We start from the raw sequence: 22,531 nt of genomic DNA on the forward strand, positions 1-22,531 counted from the left end.
GGCTGCGCGGGCCGCGGCGTCATCACCTCGATCAACTTCCTCGAGGAAAACGGCGCTTACGAAGACATCGACTATGTGTCCTACGACGTGCTCGGCGACGTGGTCTGCGGCGGTTTCGCCATGCCGATCCGTGAGAACAAGGCGCAGGAAATCTACATCGTCATGTCGGGCGAGATGATGGCCATGTATGCCGGCAACAACATCTCCAAGGGCATTTTGAAATACGCCAATTCCGGCGGCGTGCGCCTGGGCGGTCTGGTCTGCAACGAGCGTCAGACCGACAAGGAGCTCGAGCTTGCGGAAGCTCTGGCGAAGAAGCTCGGCACGACGCTGATCTACTTCGTGCCGCGCGACAATATCGTGCAGCACGCGGAACTGCGCCGCATGACGGTGCTGGAATATGCGCCGCAGTCCGAGCAGGCGAATCATTACCGCAATCTCGCGGTGAAGATCCACGCCAACCAGGGCAAGGGCATCATCCCGACGCCGATCACGATGGACGAGCTCGAAGACATGCTGATGGAGCACGGCATCATGAAGGCGGTCGACGAGAGCCAGATCGGCAAGACTGCGGCCGAACTCCAGGCGATCGCCTAACCCGTCAACGCATAAGCGTCGACCTCCCGCACGCGGGAGGTCGACGTTATGTTGTCAGCGGAGCGTGACGTAATGGTGCACGCCTTCCCCAATATCGAGAGCGGCGGCGCCGCATCCACGGCGACGGAGAGCGGGCCAGGCGTTCGTGACGCTGAGAGCGCCTATCGCGATCTGACTGGCGTTTTGCCCGACGCGGCGGATATCGACGGCGATGCGCATTTCGACCGCCACGTTCTGGCGTCGATCCTCGCCTTAGCGTCGAGCGAGGGCGGAAGTCTTGCGGCGCGAGCCGGTCTGACGGCCGCTGAACTCGGCGATCTTTTTTCTCACTACTTCGCTGCGCGAAACATCGAATCTTCCGGCGACCACGAGACGAGTCTCGTCGACGCGGACGAAATCGAAATCGTGCGGGATCTCCTTCTTGAGAATCGCTCCAGCGAGGGCGAGTTCGGTCGTTGGCTCGCCGCGATGATCGCGCGCCGCGCCATGGAGCCCAACCATCTGTGGGAGGACCTCGGTCTTCGCGACAGATCCGAATTGACGCGGCTGATCGCGCGCCATTTCGCGCCGCTCGCCCGACGCAACGACAAGAACATGCGCTGGAAGCGGTTCATCTACCGCATGATGTGCGAGAACGACGGTTTCGTCATGTGCAGCACGCCGGTGTGCTCGAACTGTGCTGATTACGCGCTCTGCTATGGCGCGGAAACCGGGACGAGTCGCGTCGCATCGGCGGCGCAGGCGCCCGCGACGCCCGCCGAACAGACAGTGTAAGTTCATTCGAACAACTTTTGTCGAGTTTTCGACAATCTCATAATTTGCTGGTCGGACTGGCGGTTTTTGCCCGCGCTGGGGATGGCATGTCGATTGCTTGATACAGGCACAGGCAAGTTCATCTCGGAGGCTCCAGTATGATCACGGTCTCGCAGGCAGCCGTCGCCGCGGTAAAGGATGCGATGGCGCGGGCCTCTCAACGAGAGGGTGGTCTGCGCATTCTGGTCAAGGAAGGCGGCTGCGCCGGCTACGAGTATGTCGTCGATCTTGATCCGCAGCAGAGGAACGACGACATCGTCGTCGAGGCCGACGGCGTGCGCGTGCTAATCGATCCGGCCTCGCGTCCGCGCCTCGAAGGCATGACGCTCGGCTATCGACAGGATCTCGCCGGATCCGGATTCACCTTTGAGAATCCCAACGCAAGCTCCACCTGCGGCTGTCAAAAATCCTTCAACTGAAGGAGCGCGCGGATGCGTGGAGCGGTTGTGCGGTTGTTCCTTGGTTGCATGGAAGCGGGCGCCTCGAGCGTTCGTATGAGTCGATGACGACATATGCGCCCCGAAAGAGTTCGCTTCCTCCCGTCGCTTCGCTGACGCAGAGAGCGCTGGATGTGGTGTTGAACGACACCACGCTTCGAGACGGCGAACAGGCCCCGGGCGTCGCTTTCACCTGCGAAGAAAAACTCGAAATCGCACGCGCCTTGGCGCGCGCCGGCGTTACTGAACTCGAGGCCGGAACGCCGGCGATGGGCGCTGTGGAGATCGCGATGATCCGAGCGATCGTCGACGCGCAATTGCCGTTGCGCGCGATCGCCTGGTGCCGGATGCGCGTCGAGGACGTTGATGCGGCGCTGGCGTCGGGCGTCTCGATGGTCAATCTTTCCGTCCCCGTCTCCGAGACGCAGATACGTGCGAAATTGCGCGGCGGGCGCGCCCAGGCGCTGGAGATGACGCGGCGCGTCGTCGCCTACGCGCGCGACAAGGGGCTCGACGTCGCAGTCGGCGGCGAGGATTCTTCGCGCGCCGAACCGGAATTCCTAATGGAGACGATGGCGGTCGCTCAGGCCGCCGGCGCCCGTCGATTCCGGGTCGCCGACACGTTGAGCGTGCTTGATCCTTTCGCCACTTTCGATCTGATCGGCAAACTGCGCGCGCAGAGCGATCTTGAAATCGAAATCCACTGTCATGACGATTTAGGACTCGCCACCGCCAATACCTTGGCTGGCATCAAGGCAGGCGCGACGCATGCGTCAGTCACCGTCATTGGGCTTGGCGAGCGCGCCGGCAATGCGCCGCTCGAGGAAGTCGCCGTGGCGGCGCGTCAGCTGCACAAATACGAAACCGGGATTGTGCTCACCGAATTGCGCAACGTTGCGGCGCTCGTCTCCGCCGCGGCGCGTCGGCCGATCCCGCTCAACAAATCCATCGTCGGCGAGCATGTTTTCACACATGAGTCCGGCATTCACGTCGACGGACTGCTCAAGGACCCGCGCACCTATGAAGCTTTCGATCCGAGCATGCTCGGCCGCGCGCATGAGATCGTGATCGGCAAACATTCCGGTTCGGCGGCCGTCACCGCGAGACTGCGGCAATTGGATTTGGCGGTCAGCGTCGAGGAGCTCGGCGAGATCGTCTCCTGCGTGCGCGCCCATGCGCTTGATCACAAGGGGCCCGTCAGCGGCGAAGCCTTGACGTCGATTTGGCGCAACGTCTGTGCGAGCACTCACGCGAGAGGCATGTGAGCGTCATGCTCGAACGAGTCGCCACGATGACAAACCAGGCAGCGCAGACCAAGGCGGCGCCCGCGGCGCCCGTGCCGACGCGCTTGCAACTGATCCGCGAGGATCTGGCGTGCGTGGCGACTCGTGATCCCGCCGCCCGCGGACGTTTCGAGACGCTGCTCACCTATCCCGGGCTGCACGCCGTCATTTGGCATCGCCTCGCCAATTGGCTGTGGATCAATGATCATCGCTTCTGGGCGCGTCTGCTCTCCTGGTTCGCGCGCTTTCTGACCAATGTGGACATCCATCCGGGCGCGACGATTGGCCGACGCTTTTTTATCGACCATGGCGCCGGCGTCGTTATCGGCGAGACGGCGGTCGTCGGCGACGACGTGACGCTTTATCACGGCGTGACGCTTGGCGGCGTCTCCTGGTCGCCGGGCAAGCGCCATCCGACTCTCGAGGACGAAGTCATCGTCGGCGCCGGCGCAAAAATTCTCGGTCCGATCACGATCGGCCGCAATGCGCGGGTCGGCGCCAATTCCGTCGTGATCGAAAGTGTGATGCGCGACGCGACAGTGGTCGGAATCCCGGCGAAGATCGTGCACCGCGACGTCGGCCGCTGCACATTCGATGGCCGCATCAACCTCAATCACCATTTGATGCCGGATCCGGTCGGCGAGGCATTCTCGGTGTTGCTCGATCGCGTCGAGTTCTTGGAGACGCGCGTGTCACATCTGCAAAGGCGTCTGCGGGAACGCCAATCGACCATCAAGGCCCCTGATGGCGCCGCGCCAAAGGCGGAGCCGGCGGAAATCACATGAAGGAGACCAAAATGTCGGAGCCCGCCGTTCTGGAGCAATTGAAAAAGGCGTCCTGCGCCGAAGAGTTCTTCGCGCTGCTTGGCGTCGAATATGATCCGAAAGTGGTCAATGTCGCGCGCCTGCATATTCTGCGGCGCATGGGGCAATATCTCTTCAGCGAAGATCTATGCGAACTGGACGACGCGACGGTCACCCAGCGCTGCAAGGACTTTTTGGAACGCGCCTACCAGGACTTCCTAACGTCGACGCCGATCGACGAACGTCTGTTCAAAGTTCACAAAGACGCCGTCAAGCCGGCGGCGCCGCCGTCATTGGTGCAGCTCAACGTTCTGAAGTGAACGCTTAAGGAACAACGGGGACAACTCTAATGCATATCGTCGTCTGCATGAAGCAAGTGCCCGACTCGGCGCAGATCCGCGTTCACCCGGTGACCAACACGATCATGCGCCAGGGCGTTCCGACGATCATCAACCCATATGATCTGTTCGCGATCGAAGAAGCGTTGCGGCTGCGCCAAAAATTCGGCGGCGCGGTCACCATTCTCACCATGGGTCCGCCTTCCGCCGAGGACAGTCTGCGCAAGGCGCTGAGCTTTGGCGCCGATCGCGCGGTGCTGTTGACCGACCGCTTCTTTGCCGGCGCGGACACGCTGGCGACGACATATGCGTTGGCGACGGCGATCCGCAAGATCGGCGTGGAGTTTGGGCCGCCTCACGTCGTCTTCACCGGCAAGCAGACGATCGACGGCGACACGGCGCAGGTCGGCCCCGGCGTGGCCAAGCGGCTCGGCCTGATGCAGCTCACTTATGTCTCGCACATCGACAACGTCGATCTTGAGGCGGGAACGATCGACGTCGAGCGGCGCAGCGAAGGCGGCGTTCAGAAGTTGCGCAGTAAAATGCCCTGCCTGATCTCGGTCCTCGAAGGCGTCAACGAGATGCGCATTGGTTCGCTGAGCGACGCGTTGGCGGCGGCGCGCGCGACGATCATCAAATGGAGCGCGCAGGACGCCGGCGTCGAGGACATCACCAAATGCGGGCTGCGCGGCTCGCCGACGATCGTCAAGCGCGTCTTCGCGCCGAAGCCGCGCGCGGAAAAGGCCCAATTCATCGAACTCGGCGACAAGCCAGGAGACGTCTTCGTCGATGAATTGTTCAAGCGCCGGCCGAAACTCGAATCCGAGCTCGGACACTTGACGCGCGGCTATTGATCTTGAAACAGGAGCGCGACACATGAACGACACGGCTAAGGCTCCTGCTCCGGCGGGGCGCGCGGCGGCGAAAAAAGAGCTGCCCGAACATCTCAAAGCCTACAAGCACGTCTGGGTCTTCATCGAGCAGGAGCGTGGACAAGCGCATCCGGTCTCCTGGGAGCTGATGGGCGCGGGGCGGATTCTCGCCGATAAGCTCGGCGTCAATCTCGCCGCGGTCGTCGTCGGCGCTCGCAACGAGGCGACGCAGGCGGTCGTGCGCGAAAGCTTCAATTATGGCGCAGACCTCGCCTATCTTGTCGCGGACGACATCCTCACCGATTACCGCAATGAGAGCTACACCAAGGCGATGACCGATCTGGTCAACGCCTATCAGCCGGAAATCCTGCTGCTGGGCGCGACGATTTTGGGGCGCGATCTTGCCGGCTCGGTGGCGACGACGCTGCTGACCGGTCTCACCGCCGATTGTACGGAACTCGACGTCGATGCGGAAGGTTCGCTCGCCGCGACGCGTCCGACGTTCGGCGGCTCGCTGCTCTGCACGATCTTCACGCTGAACTATCGCCCGCAGATGGCGACCGTTCGCCCGCGCGTGATGCCGATGCCGGAGCGAGTCGAAAAGCCGCTCGGCCGGGTGATCGAACATCCGCTCGGCCTGGTGGAAGACGACATTGTCACGAAAGTATTGTCGTTTCTGCCCGATCGCGATTCGACAAAGTCCAACCTGGCTTTCGCCGACGTGGTCGTCGCGGGCGGCCTCGGCCTCGGCTCTCCGGAAAACTTCCAGCTCATCCGTCAGCTGGCGAGCACGATCGGCGCGGAATTCGGCTGTTCGCGCCCGCTGGTGCAAAAGGGATGGGTCAGCTCTGATCGGCAAATCGGCCAGACTGGTAAGACCATCCGACCCAAGCTTTATATCGCCGCGGGCATTTCCGGCGCGATCCAGCATCGCGTCGGCGTCGAGGGCGCGGATTACATCGTCGCGATCAACACCGACAAAAATGCGCCAATCTTCGATTTCGCCCATGTTGGAATCGTCACCGACGCGGTACGGCTTTTGCCTGCACTCACGGAAGCGTTCTCGAAACGATTGTCTCCGCATCAGCGCGACCGTCTAGCGAGCTAGGGGAGATAGGCATGATCGAAGAAAGATTCGACGCGATCGTAGTTGGCGCCGGCATGGCCGGCAACGCCGCCGCCCTGACCCTGGCGCGCAAGGGCCTCAAAGTCCTGCAGTTGGAGCGCGGCGAATATTCCGGCTCCAAGAATGTGCAGGGCGCGATCCTTTATTCCGACATGCTCGAGAAGCTTGTCCCGGATTTTCGTGAGGACGCGCCGCTGGAGCGTCATCTCGTCGAGCAGCGCTTTTGGATGATGGACGACAACTCCCATACGGGACTCCATTATCGCTCGGACGAATTCAACGAGGAGCGTCCCAACCGCTACACCATCATCCGCGCGCAATTCGACAAATGGTTCTCCAAGAAGGTTCAGGAGGCCGGCGCGGTCGTGCTGTGCGAAACCACGGTCCTGGAGCTGCTGCAGGACGCCTATGGAAAAGTCATCGGCGTGCGCACGGACCGCAAGAACGGACAGGTCGGCGCCGATGTCGTCGTGTTGGCGGAAGGCGTGAGCGGGCTGCTCGGCACAAGAGCCGGCCTGCGCAAGACGCCCGACAAGAGCAATGTCGCTCTGGCGGTGAAGGAAATGCACTTCCTTCCGCAGGAAACTCTGGAAGCCCGCTTCAATCTGCGCGGCGACGAAGGCGCGGTCATCGAGGCGGTCGGCACCATCTCGCAAGGCATGACCGGGATGGGCTTCATTTACACCAACAAGGAGTCGATCTCGCTCGGCATCGGCTGTCTCGTCGCGGACTTCGAGAAGACGGGACAGACGCCGTACGGACTGCTGGAAAAGTTCAAGCAGCATCCATCGGTGGCGGCGCTCATCGCAGGCTCGGAAGTCAAGGAATACGCCGCGCATCTGATCCCCGAAGGCGGCTTCAAGGCGATCCCACAGCTTTATGGCGACGGCTGGGTCGTCGTTGGCGACGCCGCGCAGTTGAACAACGCCATACATCGCGAAGGCTCAAATCTTGCGATGACCTCCGGACGGATCGCCGCGGAAGCGATCTTCCAGATCAAATCGCGCCGCGATCCGATGACGAAGGAGAATCTGGCGCTCTACAAGAAGATGCTCGACGAGTCCTTCGTCATGAAGGATTTGAAGAAATATCGCGACATGCCGGATCTGCTTCACATTCAGGCGCAGAACTTCTTCCTGACCTATCCGCAGCTCGTCTCGAAGGCGATGACGAATTTCCTGCGCGTCGACGGCACGCCGAAGCGCGAAAAAGAGAAGACCACGTTCCGCTCCTTCCTGGCGGCGCGTTCGCTGACAGGACTGGTCGGCGACGCCTTTCGGCTGGCGCGCGCGTGGAGGTAGTTGGGCGTGATGCCCCTCTAGCAACGGAGTAGGACAATGAGCGCAGAAGCAGCAGTCCGGGTGGAGGACAAGCTTTACCTCAATCGCTATCTCGTCGACGCCGGCCGCGCCCACATCAAGGTGCGTCCGCACACCACGCCTTCGCCGCAACTGCTCAGTCTGGTGAACGTCTGTCCGGCGCACTGCTATGAAATGAACTCGACCGGGCAAGTCGAGATCACGACCGACGGCTGCGTCGAATGCGGCACGTGTCGGATCATCGCCGAGCCGAGCGGCGACATCGAATGGAACTATCCGCGCGGCGGCTACGGCGTGCTGTTCAAATTCGGCTAAATCAATCGACGCCGATCAGCTGCGCAAGGCGAGCCGGGAATGAAATTCTACATGACGCCCGGATCCTGCTCCACGGGCATACACATCCTGCTCGAAGAGATCGGGCTGGTGTTCGAGGCCTATATCGTCAATCTGGTCAAGGGCGATCACCTCAAGCCGGACTATCTGGCGATCAACCCGCATGGAACGATCCCGACTCTGTTGCGCGACGATGGCGTCGCGCTGACGGATTTTCACTCCATCGCGCTTTGGCTTGCGGAGGCCTATCCGCGCCGCAAGCTCCTGCCGGAGAGCGCGGATGCGCGCGAGTCGGCGTTGGCCGCCATGCATTTTTGCGTACAGCATATTCACGGCGACGGCTTTCGACGCGTGTTCACGCCGGAGCGCTACGCCGGATGGCAGGCCGACATCGAGGCGATCAAGTCCGAAGGACGTGAAATCGTCGCCTCGGCGCTGATCGCAATCAATGCGGAACTTGCGGGCAAGGACTATGTCGCCGGCGGCTTTTCGGTCGCCGACGCGGCGCTGTTCTATGTGGAGTTTTGGGCCGACAAGACGGGCATGACGCTGCCGCGCAATTGCCAGGCGCATTACGCGCTTATGAAAACGCGCCCGGCCGTCCGTCAGGTGCTCGCTGAAGAAGGCTATCGCTGATTCAAAGCGCGCGCCTCAGCCGATAGGCTGCGTGAGAGTCGTGTAAGCGCATCGACCTCAACGTTGATGGATGCGCCACTGTACGCTCAATGGCGCTTGTCATGCGCATTATCCGGATCGTTGCGCATCCAATCGGCCAGCTTTGCGAGATTTTCGCGCAGGCCTTCACGTATGCCGACGTCTTCGATCGTCGCATCCAGCGCGCCGTTCATGCACAGCATCCAGGCGTCGCGCTCGGCCGGACCGATGCGCAAATGGCTATGCCGCATGCGCAGGCGCGGATGCCCTTTCTTGGCGGAATAATCCTTGGGGCCGCCGAGCCATTCGGCCAGATAGACCTTCAAAATGGCGCGCGTCGGTCCAAGATCGTCCGCGTGAACGGCGCGTATGCCGCGCGCTTCCGGTAGTTCGTCCATGTTGCGGTAGAAGGTTTCGACAAGCCGATCGACCGTGTCGAAGCCGCCGATGCGATCGTATATGGATACGGTATGGTCGATAGTGGTCGTCGTCACGGACTCGAGCCTCAGTGATAACTTACGGTAATGGGCCGCGCCCAATGGCGTGCGTGGACCGCCCTGGCGATTACGCGATAGGCGGCGTCCGCTATGGCGCGCCCATATTCGTCGGTGCCTGTCCAAGTCGAGGCGCGCCCGCGCGGATCGACCTCGACGAGTTTCACGTTTTGCGGCACGACGACCCCGTCGCGCGCAATGCCGCGCAGGAAGCCGTCCATCGGCGAAAGGACGCGGTGACCGTCGAGGAGGCCGAGGAGGTAATCCTTGAAGATGCGCGCGCCAACGTCGAGGGGCGTGCGCCAAACGCCATCTCGGGCGGAATAGACGAAGCGGCCGCGGCCGACGCCGCCAAGATAGCGTGGAACATGGTCGTTGGGCCGAGTTTCGCCGGTTTCGACGAGGTCGCCGGCATGGTCGGGATGCGTCTCGATGGCGACGTCGCAGTTCAATCCGGCGGCGAAATACGGGCCGAGGCCGATGGCGAGATTGGCGATTTTCCGCAGATTCGTCGTCATACGGTTCTTTTGCATTCGCGCGTCGATCAACACGTCCGGCGTGCGAAGCGCGAGGAGATCGGTCAGTTGCAGCGAGGTCACCGCGACGACGCCCGTTACCGTCAACACCCGTACGATTTCCAGCGCAGTCTCGCCGCGGTAGCCCTGAATGCCGTCGACTTCGGCGCGATCTTGGAATAGAGCGTCGTGGAACGACATGCCACGCCGAATGACAGGCGGGTAAGGGTCGTGACTGAGCACAACGCGGTAGCCCTCCCGCGTCAGACGCGCCGCAACCGCCGAAGCAATCTCATTCGCGCCCAAAATGACCACGAAGGGGGCGCTTCGATTGGACAGAAATTCGCAGAATCGCACGTGTGTCATCGTCCCCCCGCGCCCCAGCGAAAGCAAGACGCACGCCAGCGACTGAAGCGACGCGCGTCTTCGCGGCGTCGCCGAATGCGCTACAAAGCCACGTAAATGAATTTCCCCGCCTTCAGTCCGGGATAATTTTCGCGCAAGGCGTTCGCGATCTTTCCGACGAGCGTCTTGTCGGCGGCGGCGGAGGCGCCGACAAAATCAGTTCCCTGCATCCAGGTTTCGAAGAAGCAGTGCAGCGTCTCGTCGTAATCGGCGCCGGTGGGATTGGCGGTCTTGTCGCTAAGATCGGCGACTCCCGCGGCGCTGACCTCAAGACGCCAGTCCCGGTCGTCTTCGACGGACGCCATCAGACTGGCGAGATCGTCATTCGTCCAATCGGTCTTCAGATCCACCGCCATGCTCGCCCACCTTCCTTGCGTGATCGCGGTCTCGCAATATGCAGACCAGCGTTGTTCAGGGTTCTGCGAAGATCGGCGCTATGCCTTCGGCGTCGATATAGACGACGCCGTCTTCGATCCGCACCGGATATTCGGCGAGCGGCGTCGCATGCTCGTGGGTGGGTTGACCGCTGTTCATGTCCCACGACCAGAAATGCAGCGGACAGGTCAACGTCGTCCCGTCGAAATCGGCGTCCGCCAAGGGAACATTGGTGTGCGGACAGACTCCCTGAAACGCCTTTACGACGCCGTCTTCCGGCCAGGCGAGAACGATGAGTTGCGCGTCGGCGATGACCACGCGCATTCCGCCCTCCATGAGTGTGTCTTCCTTGCAGACGCGAACAAACATGAAGGCGCTCCGTAAGGCTGGCTGCGAATTTGCATCGACGGCGAGCAAGATTCGAGCCGTGACCGACGGGAGGCGACGCCGTGCATAACAAGCGCCTGGAGGCGTTTCGCAATGATCCGGGCGGCGCCTGGACGCCCGCCGATTTTGAAATCACCGCCTCGCAATATGCGATCAAGTTCCGCAAGGTGACGGGAACGCATGTCGTGTTCACGCATCCTTCCGTGCCGAATTGCGTCGCCATCCCCATGAAGGCGAAGGTGAGAAGTGTTCACGTGAAGGCCTTTGTCGCGATGGTGGACCTCATGGATGAGTTGGACAAATGAGCGAGGCGCCCGGCTATCGAACCGAGCTGGGCCGCGGACCGCCAGAGGAGGGCGGCTATTACGTGCTGTCTTATCCAGAGATTCCCGGCTGCTTTGGCGTCGGCGACACCGAGGCGGAGGCGGTGGAGGATGGACGCCGGGCGCTGATCGCCGTGCTCGATGCGCTAAAGGCCGTCGACCGGCCGCCGCCCGAGGCGCGGGGGGAGAGCGCGTGAGGACGGAAAATCATGGCTCCGACACGGCGGCGCTGCAGGAGTCTGCGGGCTGCGTCAACGCTGTGCCGGCGCTTTCCGTTCCGATGGGGTTCCGGCTTTTGGCGCTGCGTTGCTATCACAATGATCCTGATCCGCCTGCCTTCGCCTGGCTCAATCAGCGCATCTTTCGCACGCCCGACCGCATGGGTCGGCACGGGCTGTTTTTTGGCGCCGCCTTTCGACCGGAAATCATGGATTGGCTGATTGCACGCGTCGGCCGGCCGTCGTCGCGCGAGAGCGGCAAGCCGCAGCGCAATCCCGACTGGCCAAACATCATCTGGCGTAGCGTGGAACGGGCGTGGCCCGACGACACGCGCACCACGGAATGGTCGATCGAGGTCGTCTTTGCGAGCGCGGATGTGGCGAAGGCTTTTGCCGAGCGCTGGCGCGAACGACTGTCCGGCGGATTCGACGGCTGAATCTGCTACGCCGCATGCGCCGTGTCGAGGCCGCGAAAGATCGCGCAGCGGCGGAAAACGGCGACGCTCGGCGGCACATTCTTCTGGTGGCAGAACTTCGCCGTGAGCTTCGCCAACCCCTTTATGTCGCGGCCCGTGGCGGCGGGGAAAATCTCGACGAGGTCGTCGATGAGCGCGTCATCGACGTTGAGCGCGAATTGCTCGGTCATCACGCGCCAGATGCGGCGCTTCGCGTCAGCGTCTGGCGGGTTGTATTTGATCAGCGCGATGCAGCGCGAGACGATCGCTTCGTCGATGTCGTCGACGCGGTTCGTCGTCAGGAAAAGCAGACCATTGAAATATTCGAGCACGCGCAGGAAAACGCCGACGACGGCGTTCATGGCGATGTTGTCGTCGCGGCGTTTGATGTAGACGTCGGCCTCGTCGATCAGCATCACCGCTCCCCAGCGCTGGGCGCGCGTCAAAATCTCCTTTAGCGCCGTCTCCATCGTGCCGACGTTGAGGCCCAACTGCCCCGAATGCACGCGGTACAAGGGACGCTGGATGATTTCCGAATAGACCTCCGCGGTCAGCGTTTTGCCAACGCCGGGCGGGCCGGCGCAAAGCACCGTGGTGCCGCCGGATTTGCCCTGGACGATGTCGTCCATCAGCACGTCCATTTCGGCGGTCAGAATGTCGATGAGATCCGTCTGCTCCTCCGGCAGCACCAGCTTGCTCTTCAACTCGGGCTGATAGCGATAAAGCCGCATCTCATCGACATGCACCCAGACGTGATGATGCAGATCGAGATGGAACATCAGAATGTAGGGATGCACAGGAACTTGCGTGAAGAGTCCCGGCGGAATCTGTTCGCGCAGCTCGGCGATTTCGTCCTCGCCGGAGAAATTGTTGCTCTTGCCCGCCTTGCGCAGGAAATGCCCGAGCACGTCGCCTGGCGCCTCCAGCGTCAGGTTGCGCGCCGAGAGCACCGCCTCGTCATTGACGAGACGCGCCTCGCCGCCGCTCGTCGAGAGCACGATGACGTCCTTACGCGTCCAGTCCGTATCGCGATGCGTGGCGTTGGGGTCTTCGGCGTGAAAGCCGGAGCCCTTGCCCGAAAATTGCGCGCCATAGCGGCCGCGCCAATCGAAATAGGTCTCGCTCGCCGCGTCGAAGGCCTCGATCAAAGCCGGCGTCTCGCGCAGAAAACCTTTGGCGGCGAGGATTTCGCTGATGGTTCGGCCGACGATGTCGGGCGCCATGATGCGCATGAGATTGGTTTGCAGCGTGCCCTTGGCGTTGGCCTTCAGTTCCACCAGGATCTTGCCGGCCTCGTCGTTGGAGGTCGGCACATAGTCGAAGCGCGTCACGACATAGGGCAGCGCCTTGGCGGCGACGCTGGCTGTGAACAGCCAGCCGCGTAACCCGTCGGTCGTCATGTATTTGACCAGCGCCGGCAATACGTCTTCGAGATCGCCGGCTTCGAAGCGCTTGCCCTGCGACTCCAGCGCCGAGCGCAGCGTCGCGAGCTGCGCGGCTCTGGCGCGCAATTCGGGACCCGATTGCTGATACAGCTCTTCGAGGAAGTCGAATTCGGCGCCGGAGAGATGCGCAAGATCGAGTTCGACTCTGTCGCCGAAGCGCAGTTGCGACGAGAGCCCCGAATGGGCGGGAAAGCGCGCAATCAGCGCTTCGACATGCGGCCTTTCGATTTGAATGTTCATGTTCGCTCGCGCATCTCTTCAGGGTAGGCGGGGAGCGTCAGCATGCGCGGGTCTTCCAGCGCGGCGCCGACGGTGAAGTGGTAGACGTCCTGAAAGGCGTATTGCTCTGGCGACAGACCGAGCATCGCGTGGATCTCGTCGTCGAAGAAGCAACCGATCCCCGTGCCGGAGAGGCCGATGGCGCTGGCCCAGAGATAGAGCGCCTGGCCGATCGCGCCGGCCTCCCAGTGCAGCCGGCGATAGCCGAAGCCGCCGTCCTCTTGAAGCGTGCGATCGAAATCGGCGATCATCGCGACGGCGAAACAGCCCTTGCCGGCGATCGCCTGGCGGCAGGCGTTCATGCTCGCCTCGCGTTCGACGGCGCCGCGCCGCAGACGAAAGAGTTTGAGCGGCCCGATCTCGATCGGCGTCCAAAGCAGCGCCAGCGCCGACATCTCGCGCAGCCGCGCCGTTGTTTCGGCGTCGCGCTGCAGCAGATAGAGACCCGGCTCCACGCCCTCGACGCGATGCACGAAGAGCAGCAGATTCAGGCGCGGCGGCCAGGGGAAAGGCGCCAGGCAAGGCTCGGCGCCGGGAAGCGTCGACGTCAGCATCGCGCAAAACGCCTCGTGCGAGAGGCGGGCGATCCCGTCCATGCGCTGCGCGCTGCGCCGACGCCGCACCACGCGCCCGATGTCCGGCAGCGGGAACGGGAAGGCGGGTTTCGGCGCCATGCGCGACAAGGGCTCCACTGTCGGCGTGCGCGGCTTGACGCAGAACCGCGCCGCCCGGTCAACGAGCGGCCAGCCGTCGTGATCTTCGCTCAAGCGATTGGCCGCGCCCGTCCACGTTCGCGGCGCGCGCGCAAGGTTGGAGACGTCGATGGCGGGGGGCGCGTTCCCATCAGCGGCGATCCACAAGAGCGCATCAGGATGTTCTTCTTCGCGCCGATGAGAAGCGTCCGGCCGATCGAGTCCGAGCAGCGCCGCGACGTCGGCGTCGCCCGGTTCGCACAAAAGATGCGCGCGCCAGCCCAGCGCGGCGGCGGCCTGCGCGGCGGCGCCGATCGCATGGCCGACATCGAGTTGGCAATAGCGAAACGCCCGCTCGCCATATTTCCAGCTCTCGCGCCAGGGGACGGAACTCAGACCGAGCAGAAAGCCGCCCTCGGGCAGAACCAGCGGCGTTTCAAAATCAGCGCGCCGCTCCAGCGCATGATCTTCCTGCGCATAGTGATAAAGCGCGGCGGTCTCGCCGAGCCCCTCGGCGGCGTTGGCGAGGAGATAGGCTTCGGTCGGATGCAGATTGCCGGAAGAAGGATTGTTGCGCAGCGCCCACGTCGAGCCTTCGTAACTTTTCCAGGCGCTGATCCCGAAGCCGAGCTCCATGAACAGGCCGAGCGCCATGCGGTCGAGCGGCGCGGCGCGCAGCGCAGGGCCGGGGAAAGGCGCGGTCTCTTCGCGATCGCGTAACGGCAGTTCGATGCGCGGTGCGCCCTCGAAGCGCCGGAAGGGCGAAGGCTGCGAGGTCCAATCGAGAAAGGCCGGCCCCAGCGCGTAGCGCGTCGGGGCATGTTTCGTGCGCCGGTGATAGCCGCGAATGTCGCTTGGCAGAGCGTCGGCGTCCTGCGGGCGTTCTTTCAGGCTCTGAATTTCGGTTTCGGCGTCCGCCATGCGGCCTCCTCGTCGACTTCTTAATTCAAGAAGGGCGCCCAGTTTTGTGGGTTGAGAATAGCCAACGAGATCAATGACTTTTAAAGGACCGGGAAGGAATGCGCCCAGATAGCGAGAAAGAATGTCGCACAAGACCGCGACAGTGGAGACGCAACCCGGGGCTTTTGGCCGATAGGTGACATTGTCGGTTCCGCCGCGGCTCGGGCCTGCGGCGACCGCAAGGGTATGCTTCTTGCTACTTTCTGCGCTCTGTTCCGCATCTTGATCGGACGACGCGATGGACGAAACTCTGCGTGAAGTGATTGTGGCCAAGAAGAGCGAGGAGGCCCACAATATGGCCTCGTTCGAACTGGTCGATCCCACCGGCGCCGAACTGCCGACCTTCTCGCCTGGCGCGCATGTCGACGTCACGCTTCCCGGCGGTTTGGTGCGGCAATATTCCTTGTGCAACAGCGCCACGGAACGCCATCGCTATGTCATTGGCGTGTGGAACGACGCGAACAGTCGCGGCGGCTCCAAGGCGCTGCATACGCAGGTGAATGTCGGCGACAAATTGCAGGTGGGCTTGCCGAGAAATCGGTTTCGCGTGCCGCGGCAAACGAAACGCGCGATCTTGATGGCGCGAGGCATCGGCGTGACGCCGATCCTGAGCATCGCGGACCATCTCAAGCGTCAGAAGATTCCCTTCGATCTGCACTACGTTTACGCGATGATGTCGCCGGGTTCATTCAGCGAGATGATCGCGACATCGAATTTCGCGGAGAATACGAAATATTATTATGAGGCGAGCGAGCTCAATCAGCTGCTCAATCCGGTGACCCTTCTGCAGGACCAACCGGAAGAGACGCAGCTCTTCATCTGTGGCGTGGATTGGTGGCAGGATCCGATCATCCACCTCGCCGAGCAGAAAAGTTGGGCGAAGGAGCGAATCCACGTCGAAAGATTCACTGCGAAAGTGCCGCCGGCCGTGCTCGACAAGGTCTTCGAAGTCAAGATCGCCAGCACGGGCGCCGTATACAAAGTCCCCGGCGACAAGACCGTCACGGCTTTCCTCGAGGAGCAGGGCGTCAAAATTCCCACCTCCTGCGAACAGGGCATGTGCGGAACTTGCAAGATCCAGGTCATCGAAGGCGAGGCGGATCATCGCGACAAGCGTCTCTCCGATCAGGAAAAGGCGGACGGCTTTTTTCTGGCCTGCGTCTCGCGCGCCAAGAGCGACCTGCTGGTGCTGAATTTGTAAGGCTGCGCGTGGACGCCTTATGGCGTAGACACGGCCCATCGCAGACCCTTGATCGTTCCGCCGGACCGCGCTAGTGTCTACTTATGTTGACACTTGCTGAGCGACCCTGCTTGGCGGCGGCCACCGGGAGGAAGCCCCGCGCCGTCTTGATCGGCAGCGGCTTTGGGGGCCTTGCCGCCGCGATCCGGCTGGGCGTTCGCGGCTACAGCGTCACCGTTCTGGAAAAGCGCGATGTGCCGGGCGGCCGCGCCTCTGTCTATCGTCAAGACGGATTTACGTTCGACGCCGGGCCGACGATCATCACGGCGCCCTTCCTTTTCGAAGAGCTTTGGACGCTCTGTGGGCGCCAGATGGCCGACGATATCGAATTGCGGCCGATGTCGCCCTTTTATCGCATCCGTTTCGACGACGGCGCCTGCTTCAACTACAGCGGCGATATGGATGCGATGCGGGCCGAGGTCGCCCGCTTCTCGCCGCAGGACGTCGACGGCTTTACGCGCTTCATGGACAAAAGCCGAGAGATCTGTCGCATCGGTTTCGAAGAGCTTGGCGATGTTCCGTTCTCGTCGCCGCTCGACATGGCGCGCATCGCCGGCGATCTCATCCGACTTCAGGGCTACCGCAGCGTCTATGGGCTCGTGTCGCAATTCTTCCGCGACGAGCGGTTGCGCACAATCTTCAGCTTCCATCCGCTGCTGATCGGCGGCAGTCCGTTTCGCGCCAGCGCGATTTATTGTCTGATCGCGGCGCTGGAAAAGCGTTGGGGCGTGCATTTCGCGATGGGCGGCACTGGCAGTCTTGTCGCCGGGCTCGTCAAACTCATCGAAAGTCAGGGCGGCGAGATTCGCTGTAATGCGGAGGTCGGCTCCATCATCGTCGAGAAGGGCGTCGCCAAGGGCGTGCAATTGGCGTCGGGCGAACGCATCGACTCCGACATCGTGGTTTCGAACGCGGACTCAGCCTGGACCTATCGCTATCTGTTGCCTGCTTCCGCTCGGCGTCGGTGGAGCGATCGCAAGCTCGATCGCGCCAGCTACTCGATGGGACTTTTCCTCTGGTATTTCGGCGTGCGGCGCAGATATGAGGACGTCGCGCATCATACGATTCTGCTCGGGCCGCGCTATCGCGAGCTGCTGAAGGACATCTTTCAGCACAAGACCCTCTCCGAAGATTTCAGCCTGTATCTGCATCGGCCAACGGCGACCGACCCGTCGCTCGCCCCGCCGGGCTGCGATACGTTCTACGTTCTTTCGCCGGTGCCCAATCTCGAAGGCGGCCAGGACTGGTCAGCGCTCGAGGAGCGCTATCGCCAGAGAATTGAACAGAACCTCCAAGAGACGGTCTTGCCGGGCCTGGCTTCTGAAATCGTCACCTCGCGGGTCGCGACTCCGCTGAGCTTCGAAGCGGAGCTCAACGCCTTCCACGGCGCGGCCTTCGGACTGGAGCCGATACTGACGCAAAGCGCCTGGTTCCGCCCGCATAATGCGAGCGAGGACGTGCGCAATCTTTTTCTCGTCGGGGCGGGCACGCATCCCGGCGCCGGACTGCCGGGCGTTCTGTCGTCGGCGCGGATACTCGACAAGGTGGCGCCCGATGCATCCGTTTTCGCCTGACGTCGCATTCGCCGCTCGAGACGATCATGCCGCCTGCCGAGAGGCGATCAGACAGGGCTCGCGTTCTTTCTTTGCGGCTTCGTTGATCTTGCCGCGTCGCGTGCGCGCGCCTGCCTATGGGCTTTACGCCTTCTGTCGTCTCTCGGACGACGCCGTCGATGTCGAAGGCGGCTCCTTTTCCGCCTTGGAACGGCTGCGGGAGCGATTGGCGGGCGCCTATGAGGGCCGTCCGTATCCCGTCGCCGCGGACCGCGCCATGGCGGATCTCGTGCGCCGTTACGCCATTCCGCGCGCCGTGCCGGAGGCGCTGCTTGATGGCCTCGCATGGGACGCCGAAGGGCGCCGCTATGAGACGCTCGACGAACTCTTCGATTACGCCGCGCGCGTCGCCGGAACCGTCGGCGTGATGATGACGTTGATGATGGGCGCGCGCGCGCCGCAGACATTGGCTCGGGCGTGCGATCTCGGGATCGCCATGCAGCTCACCAACATCGCGCGCGACGTCGGCGAGGACGCGCGCGCCGGCCGGCTCTATCTGCCGCTTTGCTGGCTGCGCGAGGCGGGCGTCGATCCTGAAGGGTTTCTCGCGCGCCCAAACGCAACGCCGGCGCTCAAAGGCGTCGTCGCGCGGCTGCTACGCGAAGCTGACGCGCTCTACACGCGCGCGCGGCGCGGCATCGCGCAACTTCCTCTTTCCTGTCGGCCCGCGATTCTCGCCGCTGCGATGCTTTATGCCGAAATCGGGCGCGAACTCACGTCGCGCTGCGCGCTCGATTCGATCACGCATCGCGCGCGCGTCGGCTGCGCTCGAAAGCTGGCGCTCGTCGCCAGAGCCGGCGTCGCGTCGCCCTGGCTTTCGGGCGGCAAGCCTCTGCCGCCGCTCGACGCCGCGATGTTTTTAATCGAAGCGGTTGCGCATCATCCGGTCCGCCCGCTGCGCGAGGCAGACGAGGGCGCCCTGCCGCAGTTCCTGCGCGTGCTCGAAATGTTTGAACGTTTGGAGCGGGCCGAACGCTACGGCGACTAGCGCAATGTCGGATGAATATTTCGGCCTCGTCGAAATGGTCCTTTCCTTCGGCCTGGTCATCGGCCTATGCGTCTGGCAGCTTTGGGCGCTGGAGAAGGCAAGAAAGCGTCTGCGCGACGAAAAGTCGAAGCCTGACGAGAGAGGCTGAACTTGCGCGGCGTCAGGCGCGGCGCGGCATCCGGAACGGCAGCATCAGCCGGACGAGCGGATTCGCGAAGCGATCGAGCGAGAGACTCTCATTGATCCAGTTGACCGCCTCGCCCCCAAACTTCGCCGCAACAAGCGAGCGGGAATAGAAGGGCGCGTCCTCGAAGCTGCGCAGCGCCTGCGCGACTCCATCATCCGCGCGCGTGCGGCGTTGGACGCGCCATTTCGTCGAAGGCAGCGGGGCGAGGGGCGGAGGGTCGAGCGTCTCCATACCCGATGCGCTGAATCGTAAGGCGAGCGACAGCGGAGCTTCCCGGCGTCGCTCGGCGTCGTAGAGAATTGCGGCGGCGTCGCCGATATTGGCGCGCGACCATGTCCAAAAAGCAAAGGCCTTTTCGAGCGGCTCGTCGCCGGCGTTCGTGTCGAAATAGCCGTGGCCTTTCCAGCGCAGGTCTGGCGCATCGAGATCAAGCGACACGCGCGCAACGGGCGCGATCGGCTGCCAGATATGATTGCCCTTGGTCTCCAGCAAAAATTCCTTCGTGTTGATCGCCAGAGGCTTCACAACAATTTCGCCGCGGATCGGTTTGGGCAGGGGCGCCGCAATCTCGTTGACGCGAATTGTCAGCGCGCCGTCGCGCCATTCCAGCGAGCTCGGTCCGATCAAGAGAACGTCGCGCGTGCGTTTAAGACTTTGGCGGCCACGTTCGGTCATCGCCCAGCGCGCGCCGCGCGGCCCGTAAAGCGCGACATTGACGGCGCAATGATTGAAGGGGTCGGCCCAACCCGACCAGGCGTAATAGGGCGAGAAGACGCTGCCGATGAAGGCGATGACCGTCACACCGTATTCGCCATCATCGCTCAACGCATCGACATACCACCAGCGATAGCCGCTCGGCGCAACGGCCGCGTCGAAGCAAGGTCCGCCATCAGACTCTTCGCAGCGAGACGACCCGATATCGCCGCCATCGGCACGCCCGGGCCCGGATGCGCGCTGCCCCCCGCGAGATATAGACCCGGAAGAAGCGTGCGCGATCCCGGCCGCGTGAAGGAGGCCATCCAGCCGTGCGACGCCTGGCCGTAGATCGCGCCGCCCGTCGCGGGAAAGAGCTGCGCGAAGTCCTTGGGCGTCGTGCGCGCGATCGCCTGCCGCGGCGCCTGGATGTCGAGACCGCAGTCGGCGAGAAATCGCAAGGTCGTCTCCTCGCATTGGCGTAACTCCTCGGTCGAGATGTCTCGCGCGCCATCGACGGCGGGCGCGTTGACGAGCGCGAACAACCTTTCGTCGCTGGAACGGACGTCTTCGTCGCCGCGATCCTGCGCGCACACATAGACCGTCGGCGCGCGCGGCAGCCGGCGATCGCGGAAGATGTCGTCGAATTCGGCGCGGTAATCGCGCGAGAAGAACACATTGTGATGGGCGAGGGGAAAGCCGCGAACCCGCGCACGCATGGCGAATGTCACGGCCGAAAGCGACGGCTGCGCGCGCGTCGCGCTGTTCAGCGCGGCGATCGCGGGCGCGCCGAGAAGCCCCGCGCGCAGCGCGCCGGCGTCGCCGTTCATCACCACCGCATCGGCGCTGATGACCTCGCCTTGCTCGGTCTCGACGCCGGTGGCGCGCCCGCCCTCGACGAGAATGCGTCTTGCGTTTTGCCCATAGAAAATCCGCGCGCCGCGCGCGCGGGCGAGATCGGCAAGCGCGACGGCGAGCCGATGCATGCCGCCTTCGACGCGCCACACGCCGTCCATTTCGACATGCGCGACGAGCATCAGAGTCGCCGGCGCCAAAAACGGCGACGAGCCGCAATAGGTCGCGTAGCGCCCGAAGAGCTGGCGCAGCCGCGGATCGCGAAAATATTTGCCGAGTTCGTCCCACATCGACGCAAAGGGCGAAATGCGCGTGAGATTGGCGAGGCCGGAAACGCCGGCGCGGCGCACGAGATCGATCGGGGTCGGCCGCTGCGCGAGAATGAAGGAGTCGCGCAGCGTCTCGTAGATGCCGCGCGCGCGCGCGCAGAAGCGCGCGAAACCTTCGGCCTCTCTTTTGCCGGCGAAGGCGTGGATGGCGTCAAAGCTGCGCGCCGGATCTGCGAAAAGATCCAGTCGTTCGCTTTCGCTCCAGGCGTGGCGCGCAAGCGTTTCCAGGCGAAGCAGCTTTACGCGATCGGAAAAATCGGCGTCGGCGTCATCAAAGATTTGATCGAAGACCCATCGCATTGTCATGACGGTGGGCCCGGCGTCCAGCGCTAAGCCGCCCGCTTCGATCTCCCGCATCTTGCCGCCGGGAGACTGCGCGCGCTCGAGCAATGTGACGTCGAAACCGCGCGTCGCCAGCAGCAGCGCGGAGACGAGCCCGCCGATGCCAGCGCCGATGACGACGACGCGATGCGTTCTCATTCGCTTCCATCCCGATAGCAGATAGCGGCGCACGCGCGCCGCGCCGCTGCGTCACCACGTCGGAAAAAGAGTTGATCGAACTTCCAGCTTGTGTCAATCTATATTGACATAAATGAAGACCACAAAACATTACATAGCGGAGGCGGGCCATGCAAATTGCCGACCGTATCGAACAGGCGCTGGACCGCGCCGTGGCGCTGGCGCAGGGTCCCGGCGCGCCGCCGCTGCTGGCGTCGGCGCTGCGCTACGCCGTATTTCCCGCAGGCCACCGCATCCGCCCGCAGCTTTGCCTTGCCGTGGCAGGCGCCTGTGGCGACGCCGATCCGGAGTCGGCCGACGCCGCCGCGGCGGCGATCGAACTTTTGCATTGCGCCTCGCTCGTCCATGACGATCTGCCCTGTTTCGACGATTCCGCCCTGCGTCGCGGCAAGGCCTCTGTCCACGCCGAATATGGCGCGCCCCTCGCCGTGCTGACCGGCGACGCGCTCATCGTTCACGCCTTTGCGACGCTTCGGCCGGTCGCGGCGCGCGACCCGGCGCGGATGGCGGCGCTGCTCGGCATCGTGGCCGAGGCGGTCGGATCGCCAGGCGGCATCGTCGCCGGGCAGGCCTGGGAATGCGAAGTCGCCGTGCCGCTGGCCGATTACCAGCGGGCAAAGACAGGCGCGCTTTTCGTCGCCGCGACGCGTGCCGGCGCGGCCGCCGCCGGCGTTGACGCCGAGCCCTGGCGCATGCTCGGCGACAAACTCGGCGAGGCCTATCAGGTCGCGGACGATCTGCGCGACGTGCTGTGCGACGCTGACGAACTTGGCAAGCCCATCGGCCAGGACGCCGTGCGCCTGCGCCCCAACGCCGCGGCGCAGCTCGGCGTCGGCGGCGCCAAGGCGAGGCTCGAGGAGCTGGTCAAGGGGGCGGTCGAATCCATTCCCGACTGTCCCGGAGCGGCCGAATTGCGCGCGCTGATCAAGGCTCAGACGGCGCTGTTCTTTCCCAAACAGCTCGCCCGTGAAGCGGCCTGAGGGG

General features: G+C 63.3%; 27 protein-coding genes. 19 read left to right on the top strand and 8 right to left on the bottom strand.

What is annotated here, in order from left to right; all coding sequences use genetic code 11:
* From nifH to IYX23_RS08645, 11 genes are all read left to right on the top strand, one after another.
* Positions 1–597: nitrogenase reductase (gene nifH / locus IYX23_RS08595; RefSeq protein ID WP_196398842.1), on the top strand; the 597-nt coding region annotated here is incomplete at its 5' end.
* Between the two features lie 72 nt (positions 598–669).
* Positions 670–1,371 carry a nitrogen fixation protein NifQ gene (locus IYX23_RS08600; protein ID WP_196393069.1) on the top strand — a complete coding sequence of 234 codons (702 nt, stop codon included), beginning with the start codon at positions 670–672 and terminating at the stop codon, positions 1,369–1,371.
* 137 nt (positions 1,372–1,508) lie between these two features.
* The gene (locus IYX23_RS08605; RefSeq protein WP_196393070.1) at positions 1,509–1,829 is read left to right on the top strand and encodes an iron-sulfur cluster assembly accessory protein; all 321 of its coding nucleotides are present in this window, start codon (positions 1,509–1,511) and stop codon (positions 1,827–1,829) included.
* A gap of 83 nt (positions 1,830–1,912) precedes the next feature.
* On the top strand, positions 1,913–3,112 hold the full coding sequence (gene nifV, locus IYX23_RS08610) for a homocitrate synthase (RefSeq protein ID WP_196393071.1): 1,200 nt from the start codon (positions 1,913–1,915) through the stop codon (positions 3,110–3,112).
* Positions 3,109–3,915 carry a serine O-acetyltransferase gene (gene cysE / locus IYX23_RS08615; protein WP_348643641.1) on the top strand — a complete coding sequence of 269 codons (807 nt, stop codon included), beginning with the start codon at positions 3,109–3,111 and terminating at the stop codon, positions 3,913–3,915. Before nifV ends, cysE begins: the two co-directional genes overlap by 4 nt.
* Complete coding sequence (gene nifW, locus IYX23_RS08620) at positions 3,912–4,253, top strand: nitrogenase stabilizing/protective protein NifW (RefSeq protein ID WP_196393073.1); 342 nt, start codon at positions 3,912–3,914, stop codon at positions 4,251–4,253. The genes cysE and nifW overlap by 4 nt, the downstream gene beginning before the upstream one ends.
* Before the next feature lie 29 nt (positions 4,254–4,282).
* Positions 4,283–5,125: an electron transfer flavoprotein subunit beta/FixA family protein gene (locus tag IYX23_RS08625; RefSeq protein ID WP_196393074.1), complete on the top strand. Its 843-nt coding sequence runs from the start codon at positions 4,283–4,285 to the stop codon at positions 5,123–5,125.
* Between the two features lie 22 nt (positions 5,126–5,147).
* A complete protein-coding gene (locus IYX23_RS08630) occupies positions 5,148–6,251 on the top strand; it encodes an electron transfer flavoprotein subunit alpha/FixB family protein (RefSeq protein ID WP_029649192.1) in 1,104 nt (367 codons plus the stop codon).
* 11 nt (positions 6,252–6,262) lie between these two features.
* Entirely contained in the window at positions 6,263–7,570 is a 1,308-nt protein-coding gene (locus IYX23_RS08635) for an FAD-dependent oxidoreductase (RefSeq protein ID WP_018406803.1), read from the top strand.
* Positions 7,571–7,606: 36 nt separating this feature from the next.
* Complete coding sequence (locus IYX23_RS08640; RefSeq protein ID WP_018406804.1) at positions 7,607–7,903, top strand: ferredoxin family protein; 297 nt, start codon at positions 7,607–7,609, stop codon at positions 7,901–7,903.
* Between the two features lie 39 nt (positions 7,904–7,942).
* Positions 7,943–8,557: a glutathione S-transferase N-terminal domain-containing protein gene (locus tag IYX23_RS08645; RefSeq protein ID WP_196393075.1), complete on the top strand. Its 615-nt coding sequence runs from the start codon at positions 7,943–7,945 to the stop codon at positions 8,555–8,557.
* 86 nt (positions 8,558–8,643) lie between these two features.
* Here the strand turns inward: IYX23_RS08645 and IYX23_RS08650 are convergent, their stop codons facing one another.
* The 4 genes from IYX23_RS08650 to IYX23_RS08665 form a co-directional block, all read right to left on the bottom strand.
* Positions 8,644–9,069, bottom strand: coding sequence for a group II truncated hemoglobin (locus IYX23_RS08650; RefSeq protein WP_196393076.1), 426 nt, complete (start codon positions 9,067–9,069; stop codon positions 8,644–8,646).
* Between the two features lie 11 nt (positions 9,070–9,080).
* Positions 9,081–9,950, bottom strand: coding sequence for a xanthine dehydrogenase (locus tag IYX23_RS08655; RefSeq protein WP_196393077.1), 870 nt, complete (start codon positions 9,948–9,950; stop codon positions 9,081–9,083).
* Between the two features lie 80 nt (positions 9,951–10,030).
* Positions 10,031–10,345: a hypothetical protein gene (locus IYX23_RS08660; RefSeq protein ID WP_196393078.1), complete on the bottom strand. Its 315-nt coding sequence runs from the start codon at positions 10,343–10,345 to the stop codon at positions 10,031–10,033.
* Positions 10,346–10,400: 55 nt separating this feature from the next.
* Complete coding sequence (locus IYX23_RS08665) at positions 10,401–10,733, bottom strand: Rieske 2Fe-2S domain-containing protein (RefSeq protein ID WP_196393079.1); 333 nt, start codon at positions 10,731–10,733, stop codon at positions 10,401–10,403.
* 80 nt (positions 10,734–10,813) lie between these two features.
* On the opposite strand from IYX23_RS08665, the gene IYX23_RS08670 reads away from it, so the two are divergent.
* Genes IYX23_RS08670 through IYX23_RS08680 form a run of 3 tightly spaced genes read left to right on the top strand, consistent with a single transcriptional unit; the run spans position 10,814 to position 11,729 of the window.
* Positions 10,814–11,056, top strand: a complete 243-nt coding sequence (locus tag IYX23_RS08670) for a hypothetical protein (RefSeq protein WP_018406810.1) — start codon at positions 10,814–10,816, stop codon at positions 11,054–11,056.
* On the top strand, positions 11,053–11,271 hold the full coding sequence (locus IYX23_RS08675) for a type II toxin-antitoxin system HicB family antitoxin (protein WP_196393080.1): 219 nt from the start codon (positions 11,053–11,055) through the stop codon (positions 11,269–11,271). The genes IYX23_RS08670 and IYX23_RS08675 overlap by 4 nt, the downstream gene beginning before the upstream one ends.
* Positions 11,268–11,729, top strand: a complete 462-nt coding sequence (locus IYX23_RS08680) for a hypothetical protein (RefSeq protein WP_196393081.1) — start codon at positions 11,268–11,270, stop codon at positions 11,727–11,729. Before IYX23_RS08675 ends, IYX23_RS08680 begins: the two co-directional genes overlap by 4 nt.
* A gap of 5 nt (positions 11,730–11,734) precedes the next feature.
* Here IYX23_RS08680 and IYX23_RS08685 read toward each other — a convergent pair whose 3' ends face one another.
* Positions 11,735–13,432 carry an ATP-binding protein gene (locus IYX23_RS08685; RefSeq protein WP_196393082.1) on the bottom strand — a complete coding sequence of 566 codons (1,698 nt, stop codon included), beginning with the start codon at positions 13,430–13,432 and terminating at the stop codon, positions 11,735–11,737.
* The gene (locus IYX23_RS08690; RefSeq protein ID WP_196393083.1) at positions 13,429–15,084 is read right to left on the bottom strand and encodes a SagB/ThcOx family dehydrogenase; all 1,656 of its coding nucleotides are present in this window, start codon (positions 15,082–15,084) and stop codon (positions 13,429–13,431) included. Before IYX23_RS08690 ends, IYX23_RS08685 begins: the two co-directional genes overlap by 4 nt.
* A 277-nt stretch (positions 15,085–15,361) precedes the next feature.
* On the opposite strand from IYX23_RS08690, the gene IYX23_RS08695 reads away from it, so the two are divergent.
* From IYX23_RS08695 to IYX23_RS08710, 4 genes are all read left to right on the top strand, one after another.
* The gene (locus IYX23_RS08695; protein WP_196393084.1) at positions 15,362–16,324 is read left to right on the top strand and encodes a PDR/VanB family oxidoreductase; all 963 of its coding nucleotides are present in this window, start codon (positions 15,362–15,364) and stop codon (positions 16,322–16,324) included.
* Positions 16,325–16,407: 83 nt separating this feature from the next.
* A complete protein-coding gene (locus tag IYX23_RS08700; protein WP_196393085.1) occupies positions 16,408–17,937 on the top strand; it encodes a phytoene desaturase in 1,530 nt (509 codons plus the stop codon).
* Complete coding sequence (locus IYX23_RS08705; protein ID WP_196393086.1) at positions 17,918–18,964, top strand: phytoene/squalene synthase family protein; 1,047 nt, start codon at positions 17,918–17,920, stop codon at positions 18,962–18,964. The genes IYX23_RS08700 and IYX23_RS08705 overlap by 20 nt, the downstream gene beginning before the upstream one ends.
* 4 nt (positions 18,965–18,968) lie before the next feature.
* Positions 18,969–19,112: a hypothetical protein gene (locus tag IYX23_RS08710; RefSeq protein ID WP_196393087.1), complete on the top strand. Its 144-nt coding sequence runs from the start codon at positions 18,969–18,971 to the stop codon at positions 19,110–19,112.
* Between the two features lie 12 nt (positions 19,113–19,124).
* Here IYX23_RS08710 and IYX23_RS08715 read toward each other — a convergent pair whose 3' ends face one another.
* Positions 19,125–19,952 carry a hydratase gene (locus IYX23_RS08715; RefSeq protein ID WP_196393088.1) on the bottom strand — a complete coding sequence of 276 codons (828 nt, stop codon included), beginning with the start codon at positions 19,950–19,952 and terminating at the stop codon, positions 19,125–19,127.
* Between the two features lie 20 nt (positions 19,953–19,972).
* The gene (gene crtD / locus IYX23_RS08720; protein ID WP_196393089.1) at positions 19,973–21,508 is read right to left on the bottom strand and encodes a 1-hydroxycarotenoid 3,4-desaturase CrtD; all 1,536 of its coding nucleotides are present in this window, start codon (positions 21,506–21,508) and stop codon (positions 19,973–19,975) included.
* A 149-nt stretch (positions 21,509–21,657) separates the two neighbouring features.
* Between crtD and IYX23_RS08725 the strand changes: the two genes are divergently transcribed.
* Positions 21,658–22,527: a polyprenyl synthetase family protein gene (locus tag IYX23_RS08725; RefSeq protein ID WP_196393090.1), complete on the top strand. Its 870-nt coding sequence runs from the start codon at positions 21,658–21,660 to the stop codon at positions 22,525–22,527.
* Positions 22,528–22,531 lie beyond the last annotated feature (4 nt).

This window comes from Methylocystis sp. L43, assembly GCF_015709525.1.
In the GTDB taxonomy this organism is placed as follows: domain Bacteria; phylum Pseudomonadota; class Alphaproteobacteria; order Rhizobiales; family Beijerinckiaceae; genus Methylocystis.

Excerpts from the sequence above, each read along its gene's own strand:
- IYX23_RS08600 (WP_196393069.1), top strand. The coding sequence starts at position 670 with ATGGTGCACGCCTTCCCCAATATCGAGAGCGGCGGCGCCGCATCCACG.
- IYX23_RS08605 (WP_196393070.1), top strand. The coding sequence starts at position 1,509 with ATGATCACGGTCTCGCAGGCAGCCGTCGCCGCGGTAAAGGATGCGATG.
- nifV (WP_196393071.1), top strand. The coding sequence starts at position 1,913 with ATGACGACATATGCGCCCCGAAAGAGTTCGCTTCCTCCCGTCGCTTCG.
- nifW (WP_196393073.1), top strand. The coding sequence starts at position 3,912 with ATGAAGGAGACCAAAATGTCGGAGCCCGCCGTTCTGGAGCAATTGAAA.
- IYX23_RS08625 (WP_196393074.1), top strand. The coding sequence starts at position 4,283 with ATGCATATCGTCGTCTGCATGAAGCAAGTGCCCGACTCGGCGCAGATC.
- IYX23_RS08630 (WP_029649192.1), top strand. The coding sequence starts at position 5,148 with ATGAACGACACGGCTAAGGCTCCTGCTCCGGCGGGGCGCGCGGCGGCG.
- IYX23_RS08635 (WP_018406803.1), top strand. The coding sequence starts at position 6,263 with ATGATCGAAGAAAGATTCGACGCGATCGTAGTTGGCGCCGGCATGGCC.
- IYX23_RS08640 (WP_018406804.1), top strand. The coding sequence starts at position 7,607 with ATGAGCGCAGAAGCAGCAGTCCGGGTGGAGGACAAGCTTTACCTCAAT.
- IYX23_RS08645 (WP_196393075.1), top strand. The coding sequence starts at position 7,943 with ATGAAATTCTACATGACGCCCGGATCCTGCTCCACGGGCATACACATC.
- IYX23_RS08655 (WP_196393077.1), bottom strand. The coding sequence starts at position 9,950 with ATGACACACGTGCGATTCTGCGAATTTCTGTCCAATCGAAGCGCCCCC.
- IYX23_RS08660 (WP_196393078.1), bottom strand. The coding sequence starts at position 10,345 with ATGGCGGTGGATCTGAAGACCGATTGGACGAATGACGATCTCGCCAGT.
- IYX23_RS08665 (WP_196393079.1), bottom strand. The coding sequence starts at position 10,733 with ATGTTTGTTCGCGTCTGCAAGGAAGACACACTCATGGAGGGCGGAATG.
- IYX23_RS08675 (WP_196393080.1), top strand. The coding sequence starts at position 11,053 with ATGAGCGAGGCGCCCGGCTATCGAACCGAGCTGGGCCGCGGACCGCCA.
- IYX23_RS08685 (WP_196393082.1), bottom strand. The coding sequence starts at position 13,432 with ATGAACATTCAAATCGAAAGGCCGCATGTCGAAGCGCTGATTGCGCGC.
- IYX23_RS08690 (WP_196393083.1), bottom strand. The coding sequence starts at position 15,084 with ATGGCGGACGCCGAAACCGAAATTCAGAGCCTGAAAGAACGCCCGCAG.
- IYX23_RS08695 (WP_196393084.1), top strand. The coding sequence starts at position 15,362 with ATGGACGAAACTCTGCGTGAAGTGATTGTGGCCAAGAAGAGCGAGGAG.
- IYX23_RS08700 (WP_196393085.1), top strand. The coding sequence starts at position 16,408 with ATGTTGACACTTGCTGAGCGACCCTGCTTGGCGGCGGCCACCGGGAGG.
- IYX23_RS08705 (WP_196393086.1), top strand. The coding sequence starts at position 17,918 with ATGCATCCGTTTTCGCCTGACGTCGCATTCGCCGCTCGAGACGATCAT.
- IYX23_RS08710 (WP_196393087.1), top strand. The coding sequence starts at position 18,969 with ATGTCGGATGAATATTTCGGCCTCGTCGAAATGGTCCTTTCCTTCGGC.
- crtD (WP_196393089.1), bottom strand. The coding sequence starts at position 21,508 with ATGAGAACGCATCGCGTCGTCGTCATCGGCGCTGGCATCGGCGGGCTC.
- IYX23_RS08725 (WP_196393090.1), top strand. The coding sequence starts at position 21,658 with ATGCAAATTGCCGACCGTATCGAACAGGCGCTGGACCGCGCCGTGGCG.